Annotated in this window: 20 protein-coding genes; 8 read left to right on the plus strand and 12 right to left on the minus strand. The window is 66.3% G+C overall.

Annotated elements, in window-relative coordinates:
- Nucleotides 1-32 precede the first annotated feature (32 nt).
- Together aroA and rsgA are read left to right on the plus strand one after the other, a co-directional pair.
- Nucleotides 33-1316 (plus strand): 3-phosphoshikimate 1-carboxyvinyltransferase, encoded by a 1284-nt coding sequence (aroA, locus tag A5753_RS12970; protein WP_067128203.1) that lies wholly within the window; start codon nucleotides 33-35, stop codon nucleotides 1314-1316.
- Nucleotides 1313-2308: a ribosome small subunit-dependent GTPase A gene (rsgA, locus tag A5753_RS12975; RefSeq protein WP_067128206.1), complete on the plus strand. Its 996-nt coding sequence runs from the start codon at nucleotides 1313-1315 to the stop codon at nucleotides 2306-2308. The genes aroA and rsgA overlap by 4 nt, the downstream gene beginning before the upstream one ends.
- Here the strand turns inward: rsgA and A5753_RS12980 are convergent.
- Nucleotides 2292-2768 carry a helix-turn-helix domain-containing protein gene (locus A5753_RS12980; protein WP_067128209.1) on the minus strand — a complete coding sequence of 159 codons (477 nt, stop codon included), beginning with the start codon at nucleotides 2766-2768 and terminating at the stop codon, nucleotides 2292-2294. The genes rsgA and A5753_RS12980 overlap by 17 nt on opposite strands.
- A 97-nt stretch (nucleotides 2769-2865) precedes the next feature.
- Between A5753_RS12980 and A5753_RS12985 the strand changes: the two genes are divergently transcribed.
- Genes A5753_RS12985 through A5753_RS12995 form a run of 3 tightly spaced genes read left to right on the plus strand, consistent with a single transcriptional unit; the run spans nucleotide 2866 to nucleotide 5666 of the window.
- The gene (locus A5753_RS12985) at nucleotides 2866-4044 is read left to right on the plus strand and encodes a thiolase family protein (RefSeq protein ID WP_067128212.1); all 1179 of its coding nucleotides are present in this window, start codon (nucleotides 2866-2868) and stop codon (nucleotides 4042-4044) included.
- Between the two features lie 8 nt (nucleotides 4045-4052).
- Nucleotides 4053-5141, plus strand: a complete 1089-nt coding sequence (locus tag A5753_RS12990) for an NmrA family NAD(P)-binding protein (RefSeq protein ID WP_067128215.1) — start codon at nucleotides 4053-4055, stop codon at nucleotides 5139-5141.
- Between the two features lie 6 nt (nucleotides 5142-5147).
- The gene (locus A5753_RS12995) at nucleotides 5148-5666 is read left to right on the plus strand and encodes a DUF302 domain-containing protein (RefSeq protein ID WP_067128488.1); all 519 of its coding nucleotides are present in this window, start codon (nucleotides 5148-5150) and stop codon (nucleotides 5664-5666) included.
- Here A5753_RS12995 and A5753_RS13000 read toward each other — a convergent pair.
- The 3 genes from A5753_RS13000 to A5753_RS13010 all read right to left on the minus strand — a co-directional run bounded on the left by A5753_RS13000 (nucleotide 5655) and on the right by A5753_RS13010 (nucleotide 7164).
- Nucleotides 5655-6194 carry a TetR family transcriptional regulator gene (locus tag A5753_RS13000; RefSeq protein ID WP_369829314.1) on the minus strand — a complete coding sequence of 180 codons (540 nt, stop codon included), beginning with the start codon at nucleotides 6192-6194 and terminating at the stop codon, nucleotides 5655-5657. The two genes, A5753_RS12995 and A5753_RS13000, sit on opposite strands and share 12 nt — an antisense overlap.
- Before the next feature lie 74 nt (nucleotides 6195-6268).
- Nucleotides 6269-6745, minus strand: coding sequence for a nitroreductase family deazaflavin-dependent oxidoreductase (locus A5753_RS13005; protein ID WP_231990070.1), 477 nt, complete (start codon nucleotides 6743-6745; stop codon nucleotides 6269-6271).
- 26 nt (nucleotides 6746-6771) lie between these two features.
- Nucleotides 6772-7164: a PPOX class F420-dependent oxidoreductase gene (locus tag A5753_RS13010; protein ID WP_067128221.1), complete on the minus strand. Its 393-nt coding sequence runs from the start codon at nucleotides 7162-7164 to the stop codon at nucleotides 6772-6774.
- Nucleotides 7165-7775: 611 nt separating this feature from the next.
- On the opposite strand from A5753_RS13010, the gene A5753_RS13015 reads away from it, so the two are divergent.
- Both A5753_RS13015 and A5753_RS13020 read left to right on the plus strand, forming a co-directional pair.
- Nucleotides 7776-8384: a TetR/AcrR family transcriptional regulator gene (locus A5753_RS13015; RefSeq protein WP_067128224.1), complete on the plus strand. Its 609-nt coding sequence runs from the start codon at nucleotides 7776-7778 to the stop codon at nucleotides 8382-8384.
- Complete coding sequence (locus tag A5753_RS13020; protein WP_067128227.1) at nucleotides 8381-9205, plus strand: hypothetical protein; 825 nt, start codon at nucleotides 8381-8383, stop codon at nucleotides 9203-9205. The genes A5753_RS13015 and A5753_RS13020 overlap by 4 nt, the downstream gene beginning before the upstream one ends.
- Before the next feature lie 74 nt (nucleotides 9206-9279).
- Here the strand turns inward: A5753_RS13020 and A5753_RS13025 are convergent, their stop codons facing one another.
- From A5753_RS13025 to A5753_RS13045, 5 genes are all read right to left on the minus strand, one after another.
- A complete protein-coding gene (locus A5753_RS13025; protein WP_067128496.1) occupies nucleotides 9280-10563 on the minus strand; it encodes a fatty acid desaturase in 1284 nt (427 codons plus the stop codon).
- 94 nt (nucleotides 10564-10657) lie between these two features.
- A complete protein-coding gene (locus A5753_RS13030) occupies nucleotides 10658-11812 on the minus strand; it encodes a ferredoxin reductase (protein ID WP_067128499.1) in 1155 nt (384 codons plus the stop codon).
- Nucleotides 11813-11949: 137 nt separating this feature from the next.
- Nucleotides 11950-12480, minus strand: coding sequence for a hypothetical protein (locus A5753_RS13035; RefSeq protein ID WP_067128230.1), 531 nt, complete (start codon nucleotides 12478-12480; stop codon nucleotides 11950-11952).
- Nucleotides 12481-12488: 8 nt separating this feature from the next.
- Entirely contained in the window at nucleotides 12489-13340 is an 852-nt protein-coding gene (ppk2, locus tag A5753_RS13040) for a polyphosphate kinase 2 (protein WP_067128233.1), read from the minus strand.
- 41 nt (nucleotides 13341-13381) lie between these two features.
- Nucleotides 13382-14803, minus strand: coding sequence for a wax ester/triacylglycerol synthase family O-acyltransferase (locus A5753_RS13045; RefSeq protein ID WP_067128236.1), 1422 nt, complete (start codon nucleotides 14801-14803; stop codon nucleotides 13382-13384).
- Nucleotides 14804-15017: 214 nt separating this feature from the next.
- Between A5753_RS13045 and A5753_RS13050 the strand changes: the two genes are divergently transcribed.
- Nucleotides 15018-15578 carry an Rv3235 family protein gene (locus tag A5753_RS13050; protein WP_231990071.1) on the plus strand — a complete coding sequence of 187 codons (561 nt, stop codon included), beginning with the start codon at nucleotides 15018-15020 and terminating at the stop codon, nucleotides 15576-15578.
- Between the two features lie 14 nt (nucleotides 15579-15592).
- On the opposite strand, the gene A5753_RS13055 is transcribed toward A5753_RS13050, so the two are convergent.
- The 3 genes from A5753_RS13055 to mddA form a co-directional block, all read right to left on the minus strand.
- Nucleotides 15593-16750 (minus strand): cation:proton antiporter, encoded by a 1158-nt coding sequence (locus A5753_RS13055; protein WP_067128239.1) that lies wholly within the window; start codon nucleotides 16748-16750, stop codon nucleotides 15593-15595.
- A 4-nt stretch (nucleotides 16751-16754) separates the two neighbouring features.
- Entirely contained in the window at nucleotides 16755-17237 is a 483-nt protein-coding gene (locus A5753_RS13060; protein ID WP_067128242.1) for a cation:proton antiporter regulatory subunit, read from the minus strand.
- Nucleotides 17238-17303: 66 nt separating this feature from the next.
- On the minus strand, nucleotides 17304-18068 hold the full coding sequence (gene mddA, locus A5753_RS13065; protein ID WP_067128505.1) for a methanethiol S-methyltransferase: 765 nt from the start codon (nucleotides 18066-18068) through the stop codon (nucleotides 17304-17306).
- Nucleotides 18069-18112 lie beyond the last annotated feature (44 nt).

Here is an 18112-nt window from a genome sequence, read left to right on the forward strand (position 1 = left end):
GGCAGAAACCGGCGACACGCAATGATGGACCGATGAGTACGTGGACGGCCCCCGTAGCATCGCAGCCCGTGCAGGCGACCGTGACCGTTCCGGGATCGAAATCGCAGACCAACCGGGCGTTGGTGCTCGCCGGGCTGGCGACCGCCCTGGGCTCGGGGTCGGCGACCATCAGCGGGGCGCTGCGCAGTCGGGACACCGACCTGATGATCGGCGCGTTGCGCACGCTGGGCTTGCGTGTCGACGGAGACGAGACGGAGCTGACGGTCAGCGGTCGCGTCGAACCGGAGACGCCGGCGCAAGTCGACTGCGGCCTGGCCGGCACGGTGCTGCGGTTCGTGCCGCCGCTGGCGACGCTGGCCGAGTCGGCGGTGGAGTTCGACGGCGACGAGCAGGCCCGGGCACGGCCCATCGCGCCGCTGCTGGACGCGCTGCGCGGGCTCGGTGTCCGGATCGACGGCTCCGGTCTCCCGTTCCGGGTGCTGGGCGTCGGTTCGATCACCGGCGGCACCGTGGAAATCGACGCCTCGGCCTCCTCGCAGTTCGTCTCCGGTCTGCTGTTGTGCGCGGCCTCTTTCGCCGAGGGACTGACCGTGCGGCACACCGGTGCGGCACTGCCGTCGGCTCCGCACATCGCCATGACGGTGGTGATGTTGCGTCAAGCCGGCGTCGACGTCGACGACTCCGAGGCCAACCGCTGGACGGTGCGTCCGGGGCCGGTCGCGGCGCGGCACTGGGAGGTCGAGCCGGACCTGACCAACGCCGTTCCGTTCCTTGCGGCGGCGGTGGTCAGCGGCGGCGCGGTGCGTATCACCGGCTGGCCGGCCGACAGCGTGCAGCCCGCCGAGGACATCCTGTCCGTGTTGGGCAAGCTGAACACCGTTGTCACGCAGAATGATTCGTATCTGGAGGTGCGCGGCTCCGGGGAGTACGGCGGTTTCGACGTCGACCTGCGCGCGGTCGGCGAACTGACACCGTCGGTGGCCGCCCTGGCGGCGCTGGCGACGCCCGGATCGGTGTCCCGGCTCTCCGGCATCGCTCACCTACGGGGGCACGAGACCGACCGGCTCGCCGCGCTGAGCGCCGAGATCAACCGCCTCGGTGGAGATTGCGAGGAAACGTCGGACGGCCTGGTGATCACCGCGACGCCGCTGCGCGCCGGGACGTGGCACGCGTACGCCGACCACCGGATGGCGATGGCGGGCGCGATTGTCGGGCTGCGGGTGGACGGGGTCGAGGTGAGCGATATCGGCGCCACCAGCAAGACCCTGCCGGACTTCCCGCAGCTGTGGGCCCGGATGCTGGAGCACGGCATGTGAGGCCCGGCGACTACGACGAGTCCGACGTCAAGATCCGCTCCGGTCGGGGGTCGCGACCGCGGACCAAGACTCGCCCCGAGCACGCCGACGCCGAGGCCGCGATGGTGGTCAGTGTCGACCGCGGCCGATGGGGATGCGTGCTGGGCGGAGACGTCGATCGCCGGGTCACCGCCATGCGGGCCCGCGAACTGGGCCGCACCCCGATCGTGGTGGGCGACGACGTCGACGTCGTCGGTGATCTGACCGGGCGGCCGGACACGCTGGCCCGCATCGTGCGCCGCGGCGAGCGCCGAACCGTGTTGCGGCGCACCGCCGATGACACCGATCCGACCGAACGGGTGGTGGTGGCCAACGCCGATCAGCTGCTGATCGTGGTGGCACTGGCCGATCCGCCGCCCCGCACCGGCCTGGTGGACCGGACGCTGATCGCCGCCTACGCCGGCGGCCTCACGCCGATCCTGTGCCTGACCAAGACCGACCTCGCACCGCCGGAACCGTTCGCGGAGCAGTTCGTCGACCTGGACATGACGGTGGTCGTCGCCGGCCGCGACGATCCCCTGCTCGCCGTGGCGGACCTGCTCGCGGGCAAGATCACCGTGCTGCTCGGGCATTCCGGCGTGGGCAAGTCCACCTTGGTCAACCGCCTGGTGCCCGACGCGGATCGCGCCGTGGGCGACGTGACCGACATCGGCAGGGGACGGCACACGTCGACGCAGTCGGTGGCGCTGCCGTTGACCGAACCGCTGGGCACCACCGGCTGGGTGATCGACACGCCGGGCATCCGATCCTTCGGGCTCGCACACATCCAGCCCGACGACGTCATGATGGCGTTTTCCGACTTGGCCGAGGCCATTGCGGATTGCCCGCGCGGCTGCGGGCACATGGGGCCGCCGGCCGACCCGGAGTGCGCCCTGGACACACTGACCGGGCCCGCGATGCGCCGCGTCGCCGCGGCGCGCCGGCTGCTGACCGCGCTCAACCAGACTTCTTAGCCAGTCGCATCCCGAGTTCGTCCGGCGACACCAGATGACCTTCGGCACAACGGATTTCGACGCCAGCCTCTGCGCCGCAGCCCAGGTGGACCAGCCGCAGCCGGTTGTGACCCGGCAGATGACGTCTCCCCCACTCGAACATCGCCCACACCACCGGCATGAAGGCGATGCCGGCCTCGGTGAGCACGTATTCGTCGCGACCGCGCTGGCCGGGCTCCCGATACGGTTGGCGCCGTAGCAATCCCAGCTCGACCAGTTCGCTCAGCCGTGCCGAGGTGGCGGCCTTGGTGATGCCCACCCGGCGGGCGAAGTCGTCGAATCGGGTGGTGCCGTAATAGGACTCGCGCATGATCAGCATCGCGGATTTGGTTCCGACGACCGCCATCGTTTTCTCGATCGCGCACTCGCCCACCGCCGACCAGGCGTCGCGGTCGGCCAGCGGTCCTTGCAGCAGTGTCATCTAAATCACCTCCGCAGCTGGGTTGCTTTAAGCATACCGAGGTGTTTATCTGGGTACAGCGATCTATACCTAGATCAACGCGACTCGAGGAGGAGTCATGAATCAGGTCCGCGACGCCGTCATCGTCGGAGCCGTCCGCACCCCCATCGGCAAGGGCAAGGCCAGTGGCGCGCTGCACGACGTGCTGCCGGCAGATCTGCTGGCGCACAGCCTGCGTGAGCTGGTTGCGCGTACCGACGTGGATCCGGCGCACGTCGACGACGTCATCGCCGGCGCGGTCACCCAGGTCGGCGACCAGGCAGCCAACATCGCCCGCAATGCCCTGCTGGGCGCGGGGTTCCCGGAGTCGGTTCCGGGCGTTTCGATCGACCGACAGTGCGGCAGCAGCCAGCAGGCCATCAGCTTCGCGGCCCAGGGTGTGATCGCCGGCGCCTACGACCTGGTGATCGCCGCCGGAGTGGAGTCGATGAGCCGCGTACCGATGGGCACCCAGGTGCTGCCGGGGAGCAACCCGATGGGTGAGGACATGACCCGGCGCTACCCCGACGGCCTGGTGCCGCAGGGCATCAGCGCCGAACTGATCGCCGCGAAGTGGGGCTTCTCGCGCGCCCAGCTCGACGAGTTCTCCGCCGGCAGCCACGAGAAGGCCGCCCGCGCCACCAAGGAGGGCCTGTTCGACAACGAGCTCATTCCGGTCGCCGGGCTGGCCACCGACGAGATCATCCGCCCCGGCGCCACGGTCGACACGCTGGCCGGGTTGCAGCCGGCGTTCTACAGCGACGCGGCCAAAGCCCGTTTCCCGCAGATCAATTGGCACATCACACCCGGCAATTCGTCGCCGCTGTCCGACGGCAGCGCCGCGGTGTTGATCACCACCAGCGACGTCGCCAAGAAACGGGGCCTGCGCCCGCTGGCCCGGATCCACACCACCACCGTGGTGGGCTCCGACCCGCTCTACATGCTGACCGGCGTCATTCCGGCCACCGAAAAGGTGTTACAGCGTGCCGGGCTGACGCTCGCCGACATCGATCTGTTCGAGGTGAACGAGGCGTTCGCGCCCGTCGTGCTGGCCTGGGCACACGACACCGGCGCCGACCTGACCAAGACCAACGTCAACGGCGGCGCGATCGCGATCGGCCACCCGTTGGGCGCCAGCGGCGCTCGGATCATGACGACGATGGTCAACGCTTTGGAACAACGCGGCGGACGGTACGCCTTGCAGACCATGTGCGAGGGCGGCGGCATGGCCAACGCCACCATCATCGAGCGGTTGTGAGCCGGCCAATGTCTCCTCACACCACCTCGAACATCTTCGTCGTCGGCGGCACCGGAGCCCAGGGCATGCCCATCATCCGCGCGCTCGTCGCCGACAAGAAATACTCGGTTCGGTTTCTCACCCGCGACGTCGGCAGCCGGCGAGCCAAGGAATTGTCCGAACTGGAAAACGTCTCCGCCGTGGAGGGGTCCTTCGCTGACGAAGCGACGCTGCGTGAGGGATTCCGCGGTTGCGATGGAGCCTTCATCAACATCGACGGGTTCAACACCGGCGAGAAGAGCGAGACCTACTGGGCAATCCGCAGTTACGAAATCGCCATCGAAGAAGGAGTCAGGTTTCTCGTATACGGAAACCTCGACTACGGGCTGAAGAAGGCGGGATACGACTCTCGGTTCCGCACCGGTCATTATGACGGCAAGGGCCGCATTGGCGAGTGGATCCTGTTCCAAAATCAGGTGAATCGCGATCGGATGGGCGCGGCGCTGTTCACCTCGGGTCCCTACATCGAGATGGTGATCTCGCCGGGTACGCCAATGACGCCCACCGTGGAGGACGGCGTCCTGACGTGGCGTGTTCCACTCGGCGACGGGGCGGTGCCGCACGTGTCGCTCGAGGACTGCGGTTACTACGTGCGCTGGCTTTTCGACCATCCCGAGCGTGCGAACGGCATGGACCTCGAGGTGGCTGTCGACGATATCGCCTACGGCGATCTTGCCGCGGCGTTCGAGAAGGTCACCGGGCATCCGGCGCGGTACGTCGACACCGACCTGGACACGTACTGGCGAAACGGTCCACTCAGCGTCATCGCCGACGCGCCCGCCGGGTACAACGCCGACCGCAAAGACAAGAGCACCATGAACGTACGCGACAACTTCACCGGTTTCTGGAATCTGTGGAAACACCGAGTAGTCAAACGGGATTATGCGCTGCTCGATGAGATCCACCCGAACCGGATCAGGAGTGCCGAGGAGTGGTTCAGGCGCCAAGATCAACTTGCGCGAGAGCTGGGTGGCGGCGGCCTTTGGGAGCGGATCCAGCCGGAGAATCGGACTCCGATACTCAAAATCGGCGAGGACCAGCGGCAAGGCAAGCTGTAGCCAATGATGACCGCCTCCGACCGACGCGAGACCCGCTTCGACGGCGTCAGAGTGCGCTACGACAGCGCCAAGAGCTACGACGAACTGCGTGCCGCATTGCTCGCCGACATCGGCGAGCAGCCGGTGCCGATCAACGACATCGCGACGGCCACCGGTGACTGGCAGTCGTATCGGGAGCGCATCGAATCTCACGTCGGGCCAAGCGGATTCATGCTGTTCGGTCTATTCGACCATGGCGCCTGGGTCATTAAGGCCGGCATCGACCGCAAGACGATACGCGTCATTCTCGGTAATCCGCTGATAGCGATCACCATGCTGCGCCACGACGTCAAGGCCGGCTTGTTCGCCCCGGTGGAGCTGCTACTCGCCGACGAGGGCGAGGGCCACAGCAGCCTGACCTACGTCAAGCCGTCGTCGCTGATGGTGGTGAATCCCAATCCCGAATTGCTCAGCGCCGCACAAAAACTCGACGAGAAGCTGGCGGCGCTGGCCCAAAAGGTGACCGGCGGCTCCTCATCTGACTAGTCGCGGGCAATCGGTTGGGTCGATTATCGCGCATAAAGCCGGGGTCACCAGCCGCAGCAGGTGCTCAGTGTCGACGTCAACTAGATCTGGCATTTGTAAGAGATAACGCTGGCTGGCCACTCCCATGAGCATCGCTCCGATCAACGCCGCGCGAAGGCGTGCGTCAGGCGCGTCGATTGTTTTGGCGATGGCGCTGACCGCGTGTGACGTTATGTGAGTCCGCAGAAGGTTGGCGGCTTCCTCGCTTGTCATGCTGGCACGCAGCAGCACAGCCATCGGACTGTTCGGGTCGGCGGCCCAGGCGGCGAGCATTCCGCGTGCCAGGTTCTCTGCTATTTGGAATGGCTCGCCAGAGACGACATCCTCGATCGGGATTGTCCAGGTGGCTGCTTCTTCGAAAAGCATTTGCTTGGTGCCGAAATACTTGATGACCGAAGACTTGTCGACGCCCGCAGCGGCCGCGATGCCGCGAATCGTGGCGCGTTCGTATCCAACGTCGCCGAACACTGCGCGCGCCGCCTCGAGTATCTGACGCCGAGTGCGCTGGCCTTTGCGCTCCGCCCCGGGCGCCCCCGCGGAATCCTGGGCCTGACCGGCGTCGCTCACTCGCTGTCCGTCGCCGAGCGTGCTCGCAGCCTAATGACCGGAAGTTCGCGATCTGTCTGCTGTTCGTACTTAGCGAAACGCGGCAACGTTTCCTTGATGCGCCGCCACGCGTCCTCGCGTGCTTCTCCGTGGAGCTGCTGAGCGCCGACAGTTACTTTGCGGCCGGACAATTCAACTCGTACTCGGTCAGGGTGCGCAGCAATGTTGTAGTACCAGGCGGGATTGTTGGCCGCCCCGTTGGCGGACGCCACCACCAGCCACGCATCATCACCATCCGGGAAGTACGCAACGGGTGTACTGCGCTGCGCCCCGCTCTTGCGACCGATGGTGGTCAAGACCAGCGCGTCCATTCCCATCACCTTGCCGCCTTTTTGACGGATGCGTTTCATGTTCCAACCGTTGAACCAACGCATCAACAGGCCGGCGCGAGGCTGACGGGCACCGTGGGTGCCGTTGGGGGTATTGAAGGTCATGGCATTTCCTAGGTCGAGCACACCGCCTAGTGGACGGTGCGTTTGGGTGGCACGAATGATTCGTCATGTCGTAGCGGTTGACCGCTGAGGTTCCAACTCCACGAAATCTTCGGCGTCACGCGCAAATACGGTTGGTCACCGTCCACCACTTCCGCCGTGCCGTACACGCGAAGAAAACGCGGACTCCACGGTTGCGTGGACACCAAGTCGTCGATGACCAGAGCGACCTTGTGGTTGCCGGCCAGAACGTTATTGTGCCGTCGGGTTTTCGACGGCTGATAACCGCCGATGTTGATGTAGGTGCCGTCGAACTCGAATCCGACTGGGACCACGTCGGGTTGGCCGTCATCACTGACGGTGGCAACCCGTGCCAGTCGCTGGCTGTTCATGAAGGCGATTTCGTCGTCGCTGAAGCTCACGGAAAGTCCTTTCGTAGCCACTCCAAGCATGTCGGGGCCGAGACAAAAGTATACGAACGTCTACTTTTGATTCACTATAGCTCGACCGCCGCTTCTTCACGGGCAGACGTGACGCGGTCACGACACCGCCCGATCTGGCCAACTTCGACGGCCGCGACGGTACGATCGCGATCGGTCACCGGTGGGCGAGCGACCGGGCCTACTTCACCCAGTTACGTTGTGGCGCTGGGTGCCTGCTCCCACGATGCAAACGTCGCAGGTTTCTATCGGTGGATGCTGGAACGCGGACATCGGACCACCTTTCCTTGCACCGGCAACAGGTCTGTGCCCGGCGCCGCGGCGGCCGATAGAGTAATCGACTACGCGAAACCGGCGTTTGGCTCGTCAAGCGGGCGGCTGCGCGAGCGCGGTGCGCTTCGATTTGCCCTCACGCAACCTGGCTGGAATTCACTTAATTGGGGCAAAGTCGGGGGCCTATCTACGCGCTGGCTGACTTCGATGATCAGGGACGGGGCGGGAAGGCTTGGCGGCCGGCGAACATCAGTTTGGCCACCTATTCCTCGCTGACGATCGTCATTGACGATTGTCAGCGAGGGGTGTACGGTGCCTGCATGGAGTCATCACGGGCGCCATCCCCGACCGGCTCGCCGGCCGGGGGCATCCGCGAAACGCGCCGGTTGGAAACCCGTGCGCGCTTGTTCGACGCGGCGCTGGCCGAGATCTCGCGGCGCGGCGTGGCCGCCGCCGATGTCAGCGCGATCGTCGCCGATGCGGGTGTAGCCCGGGGGACGTTCTATTTTCACTTCCCGACCAAGGAGCACGTGCTCATCGAGGTGGAGCGCGTCGAGGAGATGCGGATCATCAGCGAACTCGGCGACGCCACGGGCGATCTGGCATCGGTGCTCACCCAGCTGGTGCATCACGTGCTCAGCGCCGAAAGCCGCTTGGGCGAAGCGGTTTTTCGGGACATGCTCGGATTGCATTTCTCCTCAACCCGTCCGGTAGAAGACGAGTTCACGCAGCACCCGTTGGGGCAATTTCTGGTGGGAACTATCAGTCGGGCCCAAGATGCCGAGCAGGTCGGCTCCGGCGTCGACGCGGCCGAACTCGCGACGTTCTTCCTCACCGGACTCTTCGCGCTGCTGGCCACGGGGGCCCATGATGCCGCGCTGTTAAGCCGTTATGTGACAACGATTGTCAAAGGAATGGAGAAGCTATGAGCCGGACCGGAATCGAGGGCTACCGGGACTTCCTGGCCAAGCGTGACGGCGAAGCCGATCTGCTCAACCGACGGCTGGTCAATCGCGAGCAGTTTTTCAGCGACATACAATCCAATCCCGTCCAGTCGGCCCATCCCGCCGACCGAGCGACCTTCCTGCGCAACCTGCGCCGCCGGCGACCAGAAGCCGGCCTGGATGACAAGATGCTCTTCCTGTTGGCAACCGCGAAGCTGAATCAGGCGGAGCGATTCGGCGTGGGGCTAGGTGAAACCTACGGCCGCAACAGCGACGAGAGCGTGCCGCCCGAGCGCGTCTACCTCGAGCTGGAAGAGCACTACCACACCCGGTTGCTGGCCTACGCGCTAGACGTCTTCGATCTGACCTTCCAGGTCGTCCCACCGCCCTTCGTCATACGCCAGTTCGTCAAAGCGAACGTATTCCTGCCTGAACGGCTCGGTTTCATGTTCGTCGGAGCCGCGGAGATGGCGGGATGCATTTTGTTCGACGAACTACGCCGCGCCGGCGGCAGGCTTTTCGCCGACGAACCACAGGTCGCCGAACGAATCGCACTGCTCTACAGCGAAATCCTCACCGACGAAATCGGCCACGTCGGTTATTGCGCGTCGCGCTGCACATCCGTGGAGCGGGCGATCATGCGCCGAATCTATCCACTCATCGGACGACTCTTCGCCCGTCAAATCGCAGAAATAAGCTTGCTGATCGATCCGAAGGCGTTGCACGCACGGCTCGATCGCCCCTTCGATGTCGAGGGACTCACCGCCGACCTGAACAACGAGACCTATCTCGTCGCACACCCCTGACGACTGCGCCGACCCGCTCAGCTTCTTTTGCCGGCAGGACTTCCATACGACAGGCCCGAAAAGCCAACGGGCAGTTAGGCGGCCAGGTCGTCGTCGGCCCGGCGGGCCGCTGCCGCCTGCTTCCCACGCCGCCAACCGCGCACTGCGGCGATCGCGGACTTCAGACCGCGTCGGCGGCCGGTCGCCGGATCGGTGCCCAGGTAGCCGGGTTCGAGCTCGGCGAACATCCGCTCGCTGCGAGTCTCCGGTGCGTTGTCGGCGTCGTCGCGCAGGTACTTGTTCGGCAGCGAGAGCTTGGCCAGCGTGCGCCAGGTCTTGGCGTACTGAAGCAGGAAAGAGCCTGTGGTGTAAGGCAAGTCGTACTTGTCGCAGACCTGTCGCACCCGCACCGAGATCTCGTGCAGCCGGTTGCTCGGCAGGTCCGGGTACAGGTGGTGCTCGATCTGGTGGCACAGGTTGCCGCTCATGAAGCGCAGAGCGGGGCCCGCCTCGAAGTTGGCGCTACCTAGCATCTGACGCAAATACCACTGGCCCTTGGTCTCGCCGATCATGTCGGTCTTGGTGAATTTCTCTGCGCCGTCGGGGAAATGGCCGCAGAAGATCACCGCGTTGGCCCACACGTTGCGAATCACGTTGGCAAGGGCGTTGGCCTTCAACGTGGACATGTAGGTGGCGCCGGGCGACAACGACGTCAGCGCCGGGAAGGCGACATAGTCCTTGAGCACCTGGCGGCCGGCCTTGGCCAGGAACTCTTCTGTCCTTTGCCGGGCCTCGTCCTGCTCCATGCGCTTCTTCACCATCTTGCCGAGCTCCACATGCTGCAAGCCGACGCCCCATTCGAAGAGGAGCGCGAGCAGCGTGTTGTACACCAGGTTGAAGACGTTGAAGCGCTTCCAATTCTGGTCGCGGGTGACGCGCAGCAAGCCGTAGCCGACATCATCGTCCATGCCGAGAATGTTCGTGTACTTGTGGTGCACGAAGTTGTGCGTGTAGCGCCAGTGCTTGGACGATCCGCTCATGTCCCACTCCCACGTCGAGGAGTGAATCTCGGGGTCGTTCATCCAGTCCCACTGGCCGTGCATGACGTTGTGGCCGATCTCCATGTTCTCGACGATCTTGGCCACGCCCAGGGTCACCGTCCCCGCCCACCAGGCCGAACGCCGCGAGCTGGCGGCCAGCAGCAGCCGGCCGGTCACCTCAAGCGCGCGCTGGGCCGCGATGGTGCGGCGGATGTAGCGAGCGTCCCGCTCGCCGCGTGAGTCTTCCACGTCCTGCCGAATGGCGTCGAGCTCAACGGCCAGGCTTTCGATATCGGTGTCCGTCAGATGGGCGAATACGTCGACGTCTGTGATCGCCATCGTCGTCATCTCCCTGCGGTCGATTGTTTGGTCATAACTCTCTAGACCTACGCTATCGTAACCTACGACGTCGTAGGTTACCTGTGAGTAACCTTTAAATGTCGAGCACGCAATCGCCCGAAGCCGCGGACACACAGGTCTGCACCCGAGTCCCGGGGTCGTGCTGCTGGCCGGTGCGCAGATCACGCACGTGACCCTCCATCAGGCTCACCACGCACGACTGGCAGATCCCCATGCGGCAGCCGAAGGGCATCTGCACCCCTACGCCCTCGCCGGCGTCCATCAGCGACGTCGCCGCATCGGCGGCTACGCTGCGTCCGCTTTGGGCGAAGGTAACCGTTCCCCCGGCGCCGGCGGGTGCGGCCCTGGACACCGCGAACCGTTCGAGGTGCAGGCGCTCGCCGACGCCCGCTGCCGACCACACGCGCTCGGCCTCGGTGAGCATGCCTTCCGGCCCGCAGGCCCAGGTCTGGCGGTCGCGCCAGTCCGGCACCTCCCGATCCAGCACGGACAGGTCGAGTCGACCCTGGGTGCGCGTCTCGCGCAGCTGCATCCGATAACCGGGATGCTCGGCGGCCAGCGCGGCCAATTCGGTCCGGAACATCACGTCGGAGTGCGTGGGCGCCGAGTGCACGTGAGCGATGTCACCAATCTGGTTGCGGCGCACCAGTGTTCGCAGCATCGACATCACCGGGGTGATCCCGGATCCGGCGGTGAGGAACAGGATCGACCCGGGCGCCGGGTCGGGCAGCACGAAGTTGCCCTGTGGGGCGGCGAGCCGGACGATGGTGCCCGGCTCGACGCCGGCCACCAGGTGCGACGACAGGAACCCCTCCGGCATCGCCTTCACGGTGATGGTCACGGTGCGCGCCGAACCGGAGCCCGCGTCCCCGCCGGCCGGAGCCGAGGTGAGCGAATACGACCGCCAGCGCCAGCGCCCGTCCATCAGCAGCCCGATGCCGATGTACTGGCCCGGCTGGTAGTCGAAGTTGAAGCCCCAGCCCGGCTTGATGACCAGGGTCGCTGAATCTTCCGTCTCTCGGCGCACCTGCAGGATCCGTCCCCGCAGTTCGCGCGCCGACCAGAGCGGGTTGGCCAAATGCAGATAGTCATCCGGCAGCAGCGGCGTGGTGATGCGAGCGGCCAGCTTGCGCAGCGCGTGCCAGCCGGGGTGCCGGTCCGCGCCGGCGACAACAGGTCGCTTGGTGTCGACGACGTTGCCCGTGATCGATGGGTTACGTCTGCCCAGGGGAAGCTCCTGCTCACGATGTGTCGTCTGGTTTGCGCTCACATTGTGATCCATTCTCTGCGCTTCACGAAACCTACGGTACCGTAACCTACGGTGTCGTAGCTAGCGCTGGCGAGTGGAGCGCCTCACATTCGGCGTCACATCAGCTCCAGCAGGAATGGCAGCTCCTGGTTGGCGTACCAGGCCAGATCGTGGTCTTGCGCGTCGCCGACGATCAGGTCGGCGTCCTCATCGCCCAGGTCGGCAGCGTCGACGGCCTCGATGGCCTTCGCCACCGCCGGTTCGGCCCCGGCGTTGTCGACGTAGGCGGCGATCACGTCGTCGATCGGCACCGGCCCCGACAGCCGGACCACCGCGTCGTCGAGGTCGGGGCGGTACGTGACGTCGTCGACCTCGGCGGCCAGCACCGCGCGCCGCGGCCGCAGGGACTCCGATGACGCGCCGCTGCCCTCCGCCGCTTCCGTTTCCCGGGCGGCCAGCAGCCGCAGCGACGCCAGCGCCGCCTCGCGCAGCGCCACGTCGGCGAGCTCCTCGTCGTCGCCCTCGGCGTAGGCCTCGCGCAACCTCGGCGTCAGTGCGAACGCGGTGCCGTTGACCGGGCGCAGCGAGCCGTCGGCGACGAGCTGGGCCAACATGGGCAGCGTGGCGGGGATATAGACGACCGTCATGGCTGCGCCTAGACGAGCGTGGCCGCGTAGTCGTCGACGTAGGTCGACAACTCGCGCGGCGGGCGCTGGTAGTTACCGCTGACGACGGGACGCTCCGGCAGCTCGACCTTGGGAGTCTCGACGTCGTGGTAAGGGACGGTGGACAACAAATGGGCCATCATGTTCAATCGCGCGTGCTTCTTGATGTCGGATTCCACGACATACCACGGACTTTCCGGGGTGTCGGTGTGCACCATCATCTCGTCCTTGGCTCGTGAATAGTCCTCCCACCGGTATACCGATTCGAGGTCGATCGGGGACAACTTCCATCGCCGGACCGGGTCGTTCAGCCGAGACTTGAACCGGCGCAGCTGTTCGTCCTCGGAGACCGAGAACCAATACTTGCGCAGCAATATCCCGTCGTCGATCAGCATCTGCTCGAAGATCGGCGTCTGCCGCATGAACAGCGCATGCTCCTGCGGCGTACAGAATCCCATGACCTTCTCGATGCCCGCCCGGTTGTACCAGGACCGGTCGAAGAGCACGATCTCGCCCTTGCTGGGCAAGTGGGCGATGTAGCGCTGGTAATACCACTGCCCCCGTTCACGATCCGAGGGCGCCGGCAGTGCGGCGACGCGTGCGATTCGAGGGCTGAGGTATTCGGTAATCCGTTTGATGGCACCGCCCTTGCCCGCGGCGTCGCGGCCCTCGAACAACACCACCAGCCGCGCCCCGGATTGCCGCACCCACTCCTGCAGCTTCACCAATTCCGTTTGCAGCCGGAACAATTCGGCTTCGTAGACGTCGTCGGAGATCTTGGCGACGGCCCGGGAAGACGACTTCTTCTTGTTCGGCGCGCGGTCACTCTTCACGGTGCTCACAGCAACGAATGATAGCGCCACGCAGGGGTTTTCACCGCCGTCTAGGACCGGGACGCCTCGAGCAGTTCTTCCAGCGCTTGGTTCAGCAGCCCGGGCAGCAGGTCGACATCGCTCATGGCTTCGCGGTCGGCGTTGATTCCGTAGTACAGCTCGCCGTTGTACGACGTCACGCCGATGGCCAGTGCCTGGTTGTGCAGCAGGGGCGGAACCGCGTAGGTCTCCAGCAATTTGGTGCCGGCGATGTACATCTGCGACTGGGCACCGGGCACGTTGGTGATCAACAAGTTGAACGTGCGCTTGGAGAAGCTGGGGAAACTGGTCGCCACCCGAATGCCCATGCCGTGCAGGGTTGGCGGGGCGAAACCCGACAGGGTGACGATGGTCCTGGCGTCCACCAGCTGGGCGGCCGTCGGATTCGACTCGGTCGCGTGCGCGATCTGCGACAGCCGCACCACGGCGTTGGGCTCCCCCACCGGCAGGTCGACGAGGAACGGCATCACCTGGCTGATCGCCTGACCGGGACCGCTCGCGTCGAGGTCGCCGTCGTCGTAAACCGGCAGCGGCGCCATCGCGCGCACCGTCGCGGTCGACGACACCGCCACCCCCCTTGACATCAGCCAGTTCCCCAGCGCGCCGGCGATGACCGCGAGGACCACGTCGTTGACGTCGCAGTCGTAGCGCGCGCGCACGGCGCGGTAGTCCTCGAGCCTGCCCCGCGCGACCGTGAAGCGCCGGTGCCGCGACACGGTGGCGTTGAGCGGGCTGCTGGGCGCGGTCCCCCTGGCCATGGTGCGCACCAGGTCGACGGCCCGGCGGCCGGCGTCGAGAAGCTCCGTGTGGTTGGTCACCAGACCGCCGATCATCGACCCGACGGCCTGCAGCTGGGCGCCCGGACCCGTGACCCATTCACTGATCGCGCCCAACACCAGCCGGGTGTTGCCCGGGTCGCGCTCCGGTATCCAGATGTCCTCGGGAAACGGTGGCGGCCGCTTCTTCCGATCGCCGATCACGTGGTTGATCTCCAGCGCCGACATGCCGTTGATCAGCGCTTGATGCGACTTGGTGTAAAGGGCCAACCGGTTCTGGGACAAACCTTCGACCAAATACATCTCCCAGAGCGGGCGCGACTTGTCGAGCGGCCGCGCGGCCAGCCGCGCGATCAGCTCGTGCAGTTGCTCGTCACTGCCCGGAGAGGGCAACGCCGAGCGCCGCACGTGATAGGTGATGTCGAAGTCGTTGTCGTCCAGCCACACTGGCCGAGCCGTGCCGACCCGCACCTCCCGCACCTTCTGCCGGTAGCGCGGTATCTGCGGTAGCCGCTCCTCGACGGTGGCCAGGAGCGTCTCGTAGCTCAAGCCGGCACGGGGCCGGCGCAGGATCGACAGCGATCCGACGTACATGGGGGTCGCAGTGTTCTCCAACCGGTAGAACGACGCATCCGACGGGGACAAGCGAGTCACCATGCGGCGCTGTCCTCCTGGTCAGTTCGTCGCCCATGCGCGCGGGGCCCCTGGACCCCTGGGGCCCGATGTCCCGCCCACGGTAATCGTGTGGCCGTGCACCAAGTCAGCGTGGGTACGCGTGCGGCCGAGTTGTGCCATGATGACCACTGACTAACCGCTGTCTGCCCCTCTCCAGCAGGCTTGATGGTCCGGCCGAAGAGTTGGAGAGTGCGCGTTGAACAGTAGTCCCGTTGCGAATCCATCTGACGCTTTCACCGTCATACCAGTCGCCGATTACGAGCCACCGACGCAGGACGTGCCGCACACCGCCACGCCGTGCCGGCAGCCGTCGCGACCCACGCTGCGACGGCGCAGCAGCCACGCACCGCCGCGGCCCTATACCGGGCAGCCCAGCAGGGCACCGGCACCGGATCCGGGCGCGGTCATGTCCCCGCGGCTGCGTCAGGCGGCCGTCTTCGCCGACGCCGCGCTGCGCCGGGTGCTCGAGGTCATCGACCGCCGTCGTCCCGCCGCCCAGTTGAATCCGCTGCTGGCGCCGAGCCTGGTGGATTCGGTGGCCGCGGTTGGCCGTTCGGCCGCGAGCCGCAATCGCGACGCCGCCGTGTTGCGCCGCATGCGGCTGCAGCCGGCCGGTCACCGTGAGCCGGATTCGGCGGCCGAGGTCTTCGGTTCCTACAGCCGCGGTAACCGGATGCACGCGATCGCCTGCCGGGTCGAGCAGGTCGCCGCTGCGGGCGGAACCCGGTGGATGGTGGTGGCCCTGCACATCGGGTGACGGCAGCCACCCGGTCAGGTCGCCGGTGCGGCGCCGGCCGCCCGCGGGCCGCCGGTGTAACGGGCCAGGACTGGGCCCGCGATCGCCATGATGAAAACGTAGGACGTCGCCAGCGCGGCGACGGCGGGAAGCGACTTGCCCGCCAACCCGATGATGATCAACGAGAACTCACCGCGGGCGATCAGCGCGGTGCCCGCCCGCAGCTGCCCGCGCCGCGCCACCCCGTCGTGCCGGGCGGCGAGCATCCCGGTGGCCACCTTGGTCGCCGCCGTCACCGCCGCCAGGATCAGCGCCGCCGGCAGCATCGGAACCAATTCGTGCGGGTCCACCGAGTAGCCGATCGCCAGGAAGAAGATGGCGGCGAACAGGTCGCGCAGCGGCCCCAGCACCTGGCGCGCCCGCTCGGCGGTCTCGCCGGTCAGGGTGAGGCCGACCAGGAAAGCACCGACCGCGGCCGAGGCATGCAGTGACTCGGCCATGGCCGCCACGATCAGGGTGATGCCCAGCACCCGCAGCATGAGCTGTTCGGAGTCGGGGTGTTCCACCAGCCGGTCCATGTGGTGGCCCCATCGGTAGGACACGGCGAACGCCGCCATCAGAGCGCCCACCGCCACGACCATGCCGCCGATGGCGTGCAGCCATCCGCCACCCGAGGCCAGGACCGCGAACAGCGGCAGGTAGGCGGCCATCGCGAAATCTTCGAGCACCAGCACCGACAACACCGCCGGGGTCTCCCGGTTGCCGAGCCGGCGCAGGTCCTCCAGCAGCCGCGCGATGACGCCCGACGAGGAGATGTAGGTGACGCCGGCCAGGCATAGGACGGCCACGCCGTCCAGTCCCAGCAGCCAGCCGGCGATCGCGCCGGGCGCGGCGTTGAGCACGATGTCGACGCCCGCGGATGGCAGGTGGTGGCGCATGCTGCTGGAGAATTCCGCGGCGGAGAACTCGCAGCCCAGGGTGAGCAGCAGCAACACGACGCCGATGGGTGCGCTGGTGGTGATGAACTGCCCGCCGGCGGCCATGGGCAGGATGCCGCCGTTGCCCAGGGCGAGGCCCGCCAGCAGGTACACGGGTATGGGCGACAACGCGAATCGCCGTGCGGCGGCGCCCAATACGGCCAGGGTGGCCAGGAGGGCGCCGAGTTGCAACAGCAGCGTCCCCGAAATCTGCACCCGCTCAGCCTTTGTCGATTATTTTCTCGACGCCCGCGATGCCGTTTTCGGTGCCGATGACGATCAGAACGTCTTGGGCGTGCAGCATCTCGGCGGGCCCGGGCGAGGCGAGCACTTCCTCATTGCGCACGATCGCCACGATGGACGCGCCGGTGCGGGTGCGCGCCCGCGTGTCTCCCAGCGGGTGATCCACGAAGGGGCTGCCGGCCAGGATGTGCACCTGCCCCGTCTCGAGTCCGGGGATTTCGCGGGCCAGCTCGGTGAACCGCTCGGCGATCCGCGGCGCCCCCAGGATCTGGGCCACGGCCTCGGCCTCCTGATCGTTGAGGTGAAGCAGCGGCCGGGCCTCGTCCGGATCTTCGCGCGCATACACGACGACGTCGAAATCGCCGCTGCGCCGCGCGATGATGCCGATGCGGTCGCCCTTCTGATCGGTGAATTCGTAGCGAAGACCGACCCCGGGGAGCAACACCTCCTTGACATCCATACGTCAATCCTGACAGGTCGCCCGGCGCGGCGGTCGCCGGTCGCGAATCTTCTTGCCGCCCGAAAGCTAGTGCAGCTCGGCCGGTTGGGTGGGGCGACCGCGCGACCGTCGCCCCAGCGGCAGCAGCATCGGCACCTGTCGTCGGTAGTCGCGGTACTCATCGCCCAGCGCGGCCACCAGGTCGCGCTCTTCAAATCGCGTGGCGATCAGGATGTAGCCCGTCATCGCGACGGAGAAGAGCAGCTGTCCGGCCGTCATGGTGGGCACCGCCCAGAACGCGATGACGAAGCCGAGCATCAGCGGGTGCCGCACCAGGCGGTAAAGGAACCGAACGCGGAAATCGAGGTTGGTATAAGGCTTTGCGCGCCAGGCCAAATACACCTGCCGGAGCCCGAACAGGTCGAAATGGTTGATCATGAACGTCGACGCCAGCGCGACGGCCCAGCCGAGCCAGAACAACGTCCACAGCGCCAGGCGCCCGGCCGGCAGCTCGACTTCCCAAATGACGGCCGGCATCGTTCGCCATTGCCAATAAAGCAGCACCAGCACGACGTTGGACAGCATCACGTAGGTGCTGCGCTCGATCGACGGCGGCACCAGCCGCGTCCACCGCGCCTTGAATCCCGGCCGCGCCATGACGCTGTGCTGCAGGCCGAAGGCACCGAGCAGGATCATGTTGATCAACACCGCCTGACCGATGGGCGCCGAGAGCCCATGATCGACCGTTCGCGGCACCCAGAAGTTGCCCAGGAACGCGACGAGATAGAGGAATACGGCGAGAAAGAGCAGATAAGCGGCCGCGCCGTAGCCGACCGTCAGGTAACGCTTCATTAGCTGATTGTGCGCCTCATCGGCCCGGAAGAACATGGGGCGAT

This window comes from Mycobacterium sp. 852002-51971_SCH5477799-a (assembly GCF_001667145.1).
Classification (GTDB): domain Bacteria; phylum Actinomycetota; class Actinomycetes; order Mycobacteriales; family Mycobacteriaceae; genus Mycobacterium.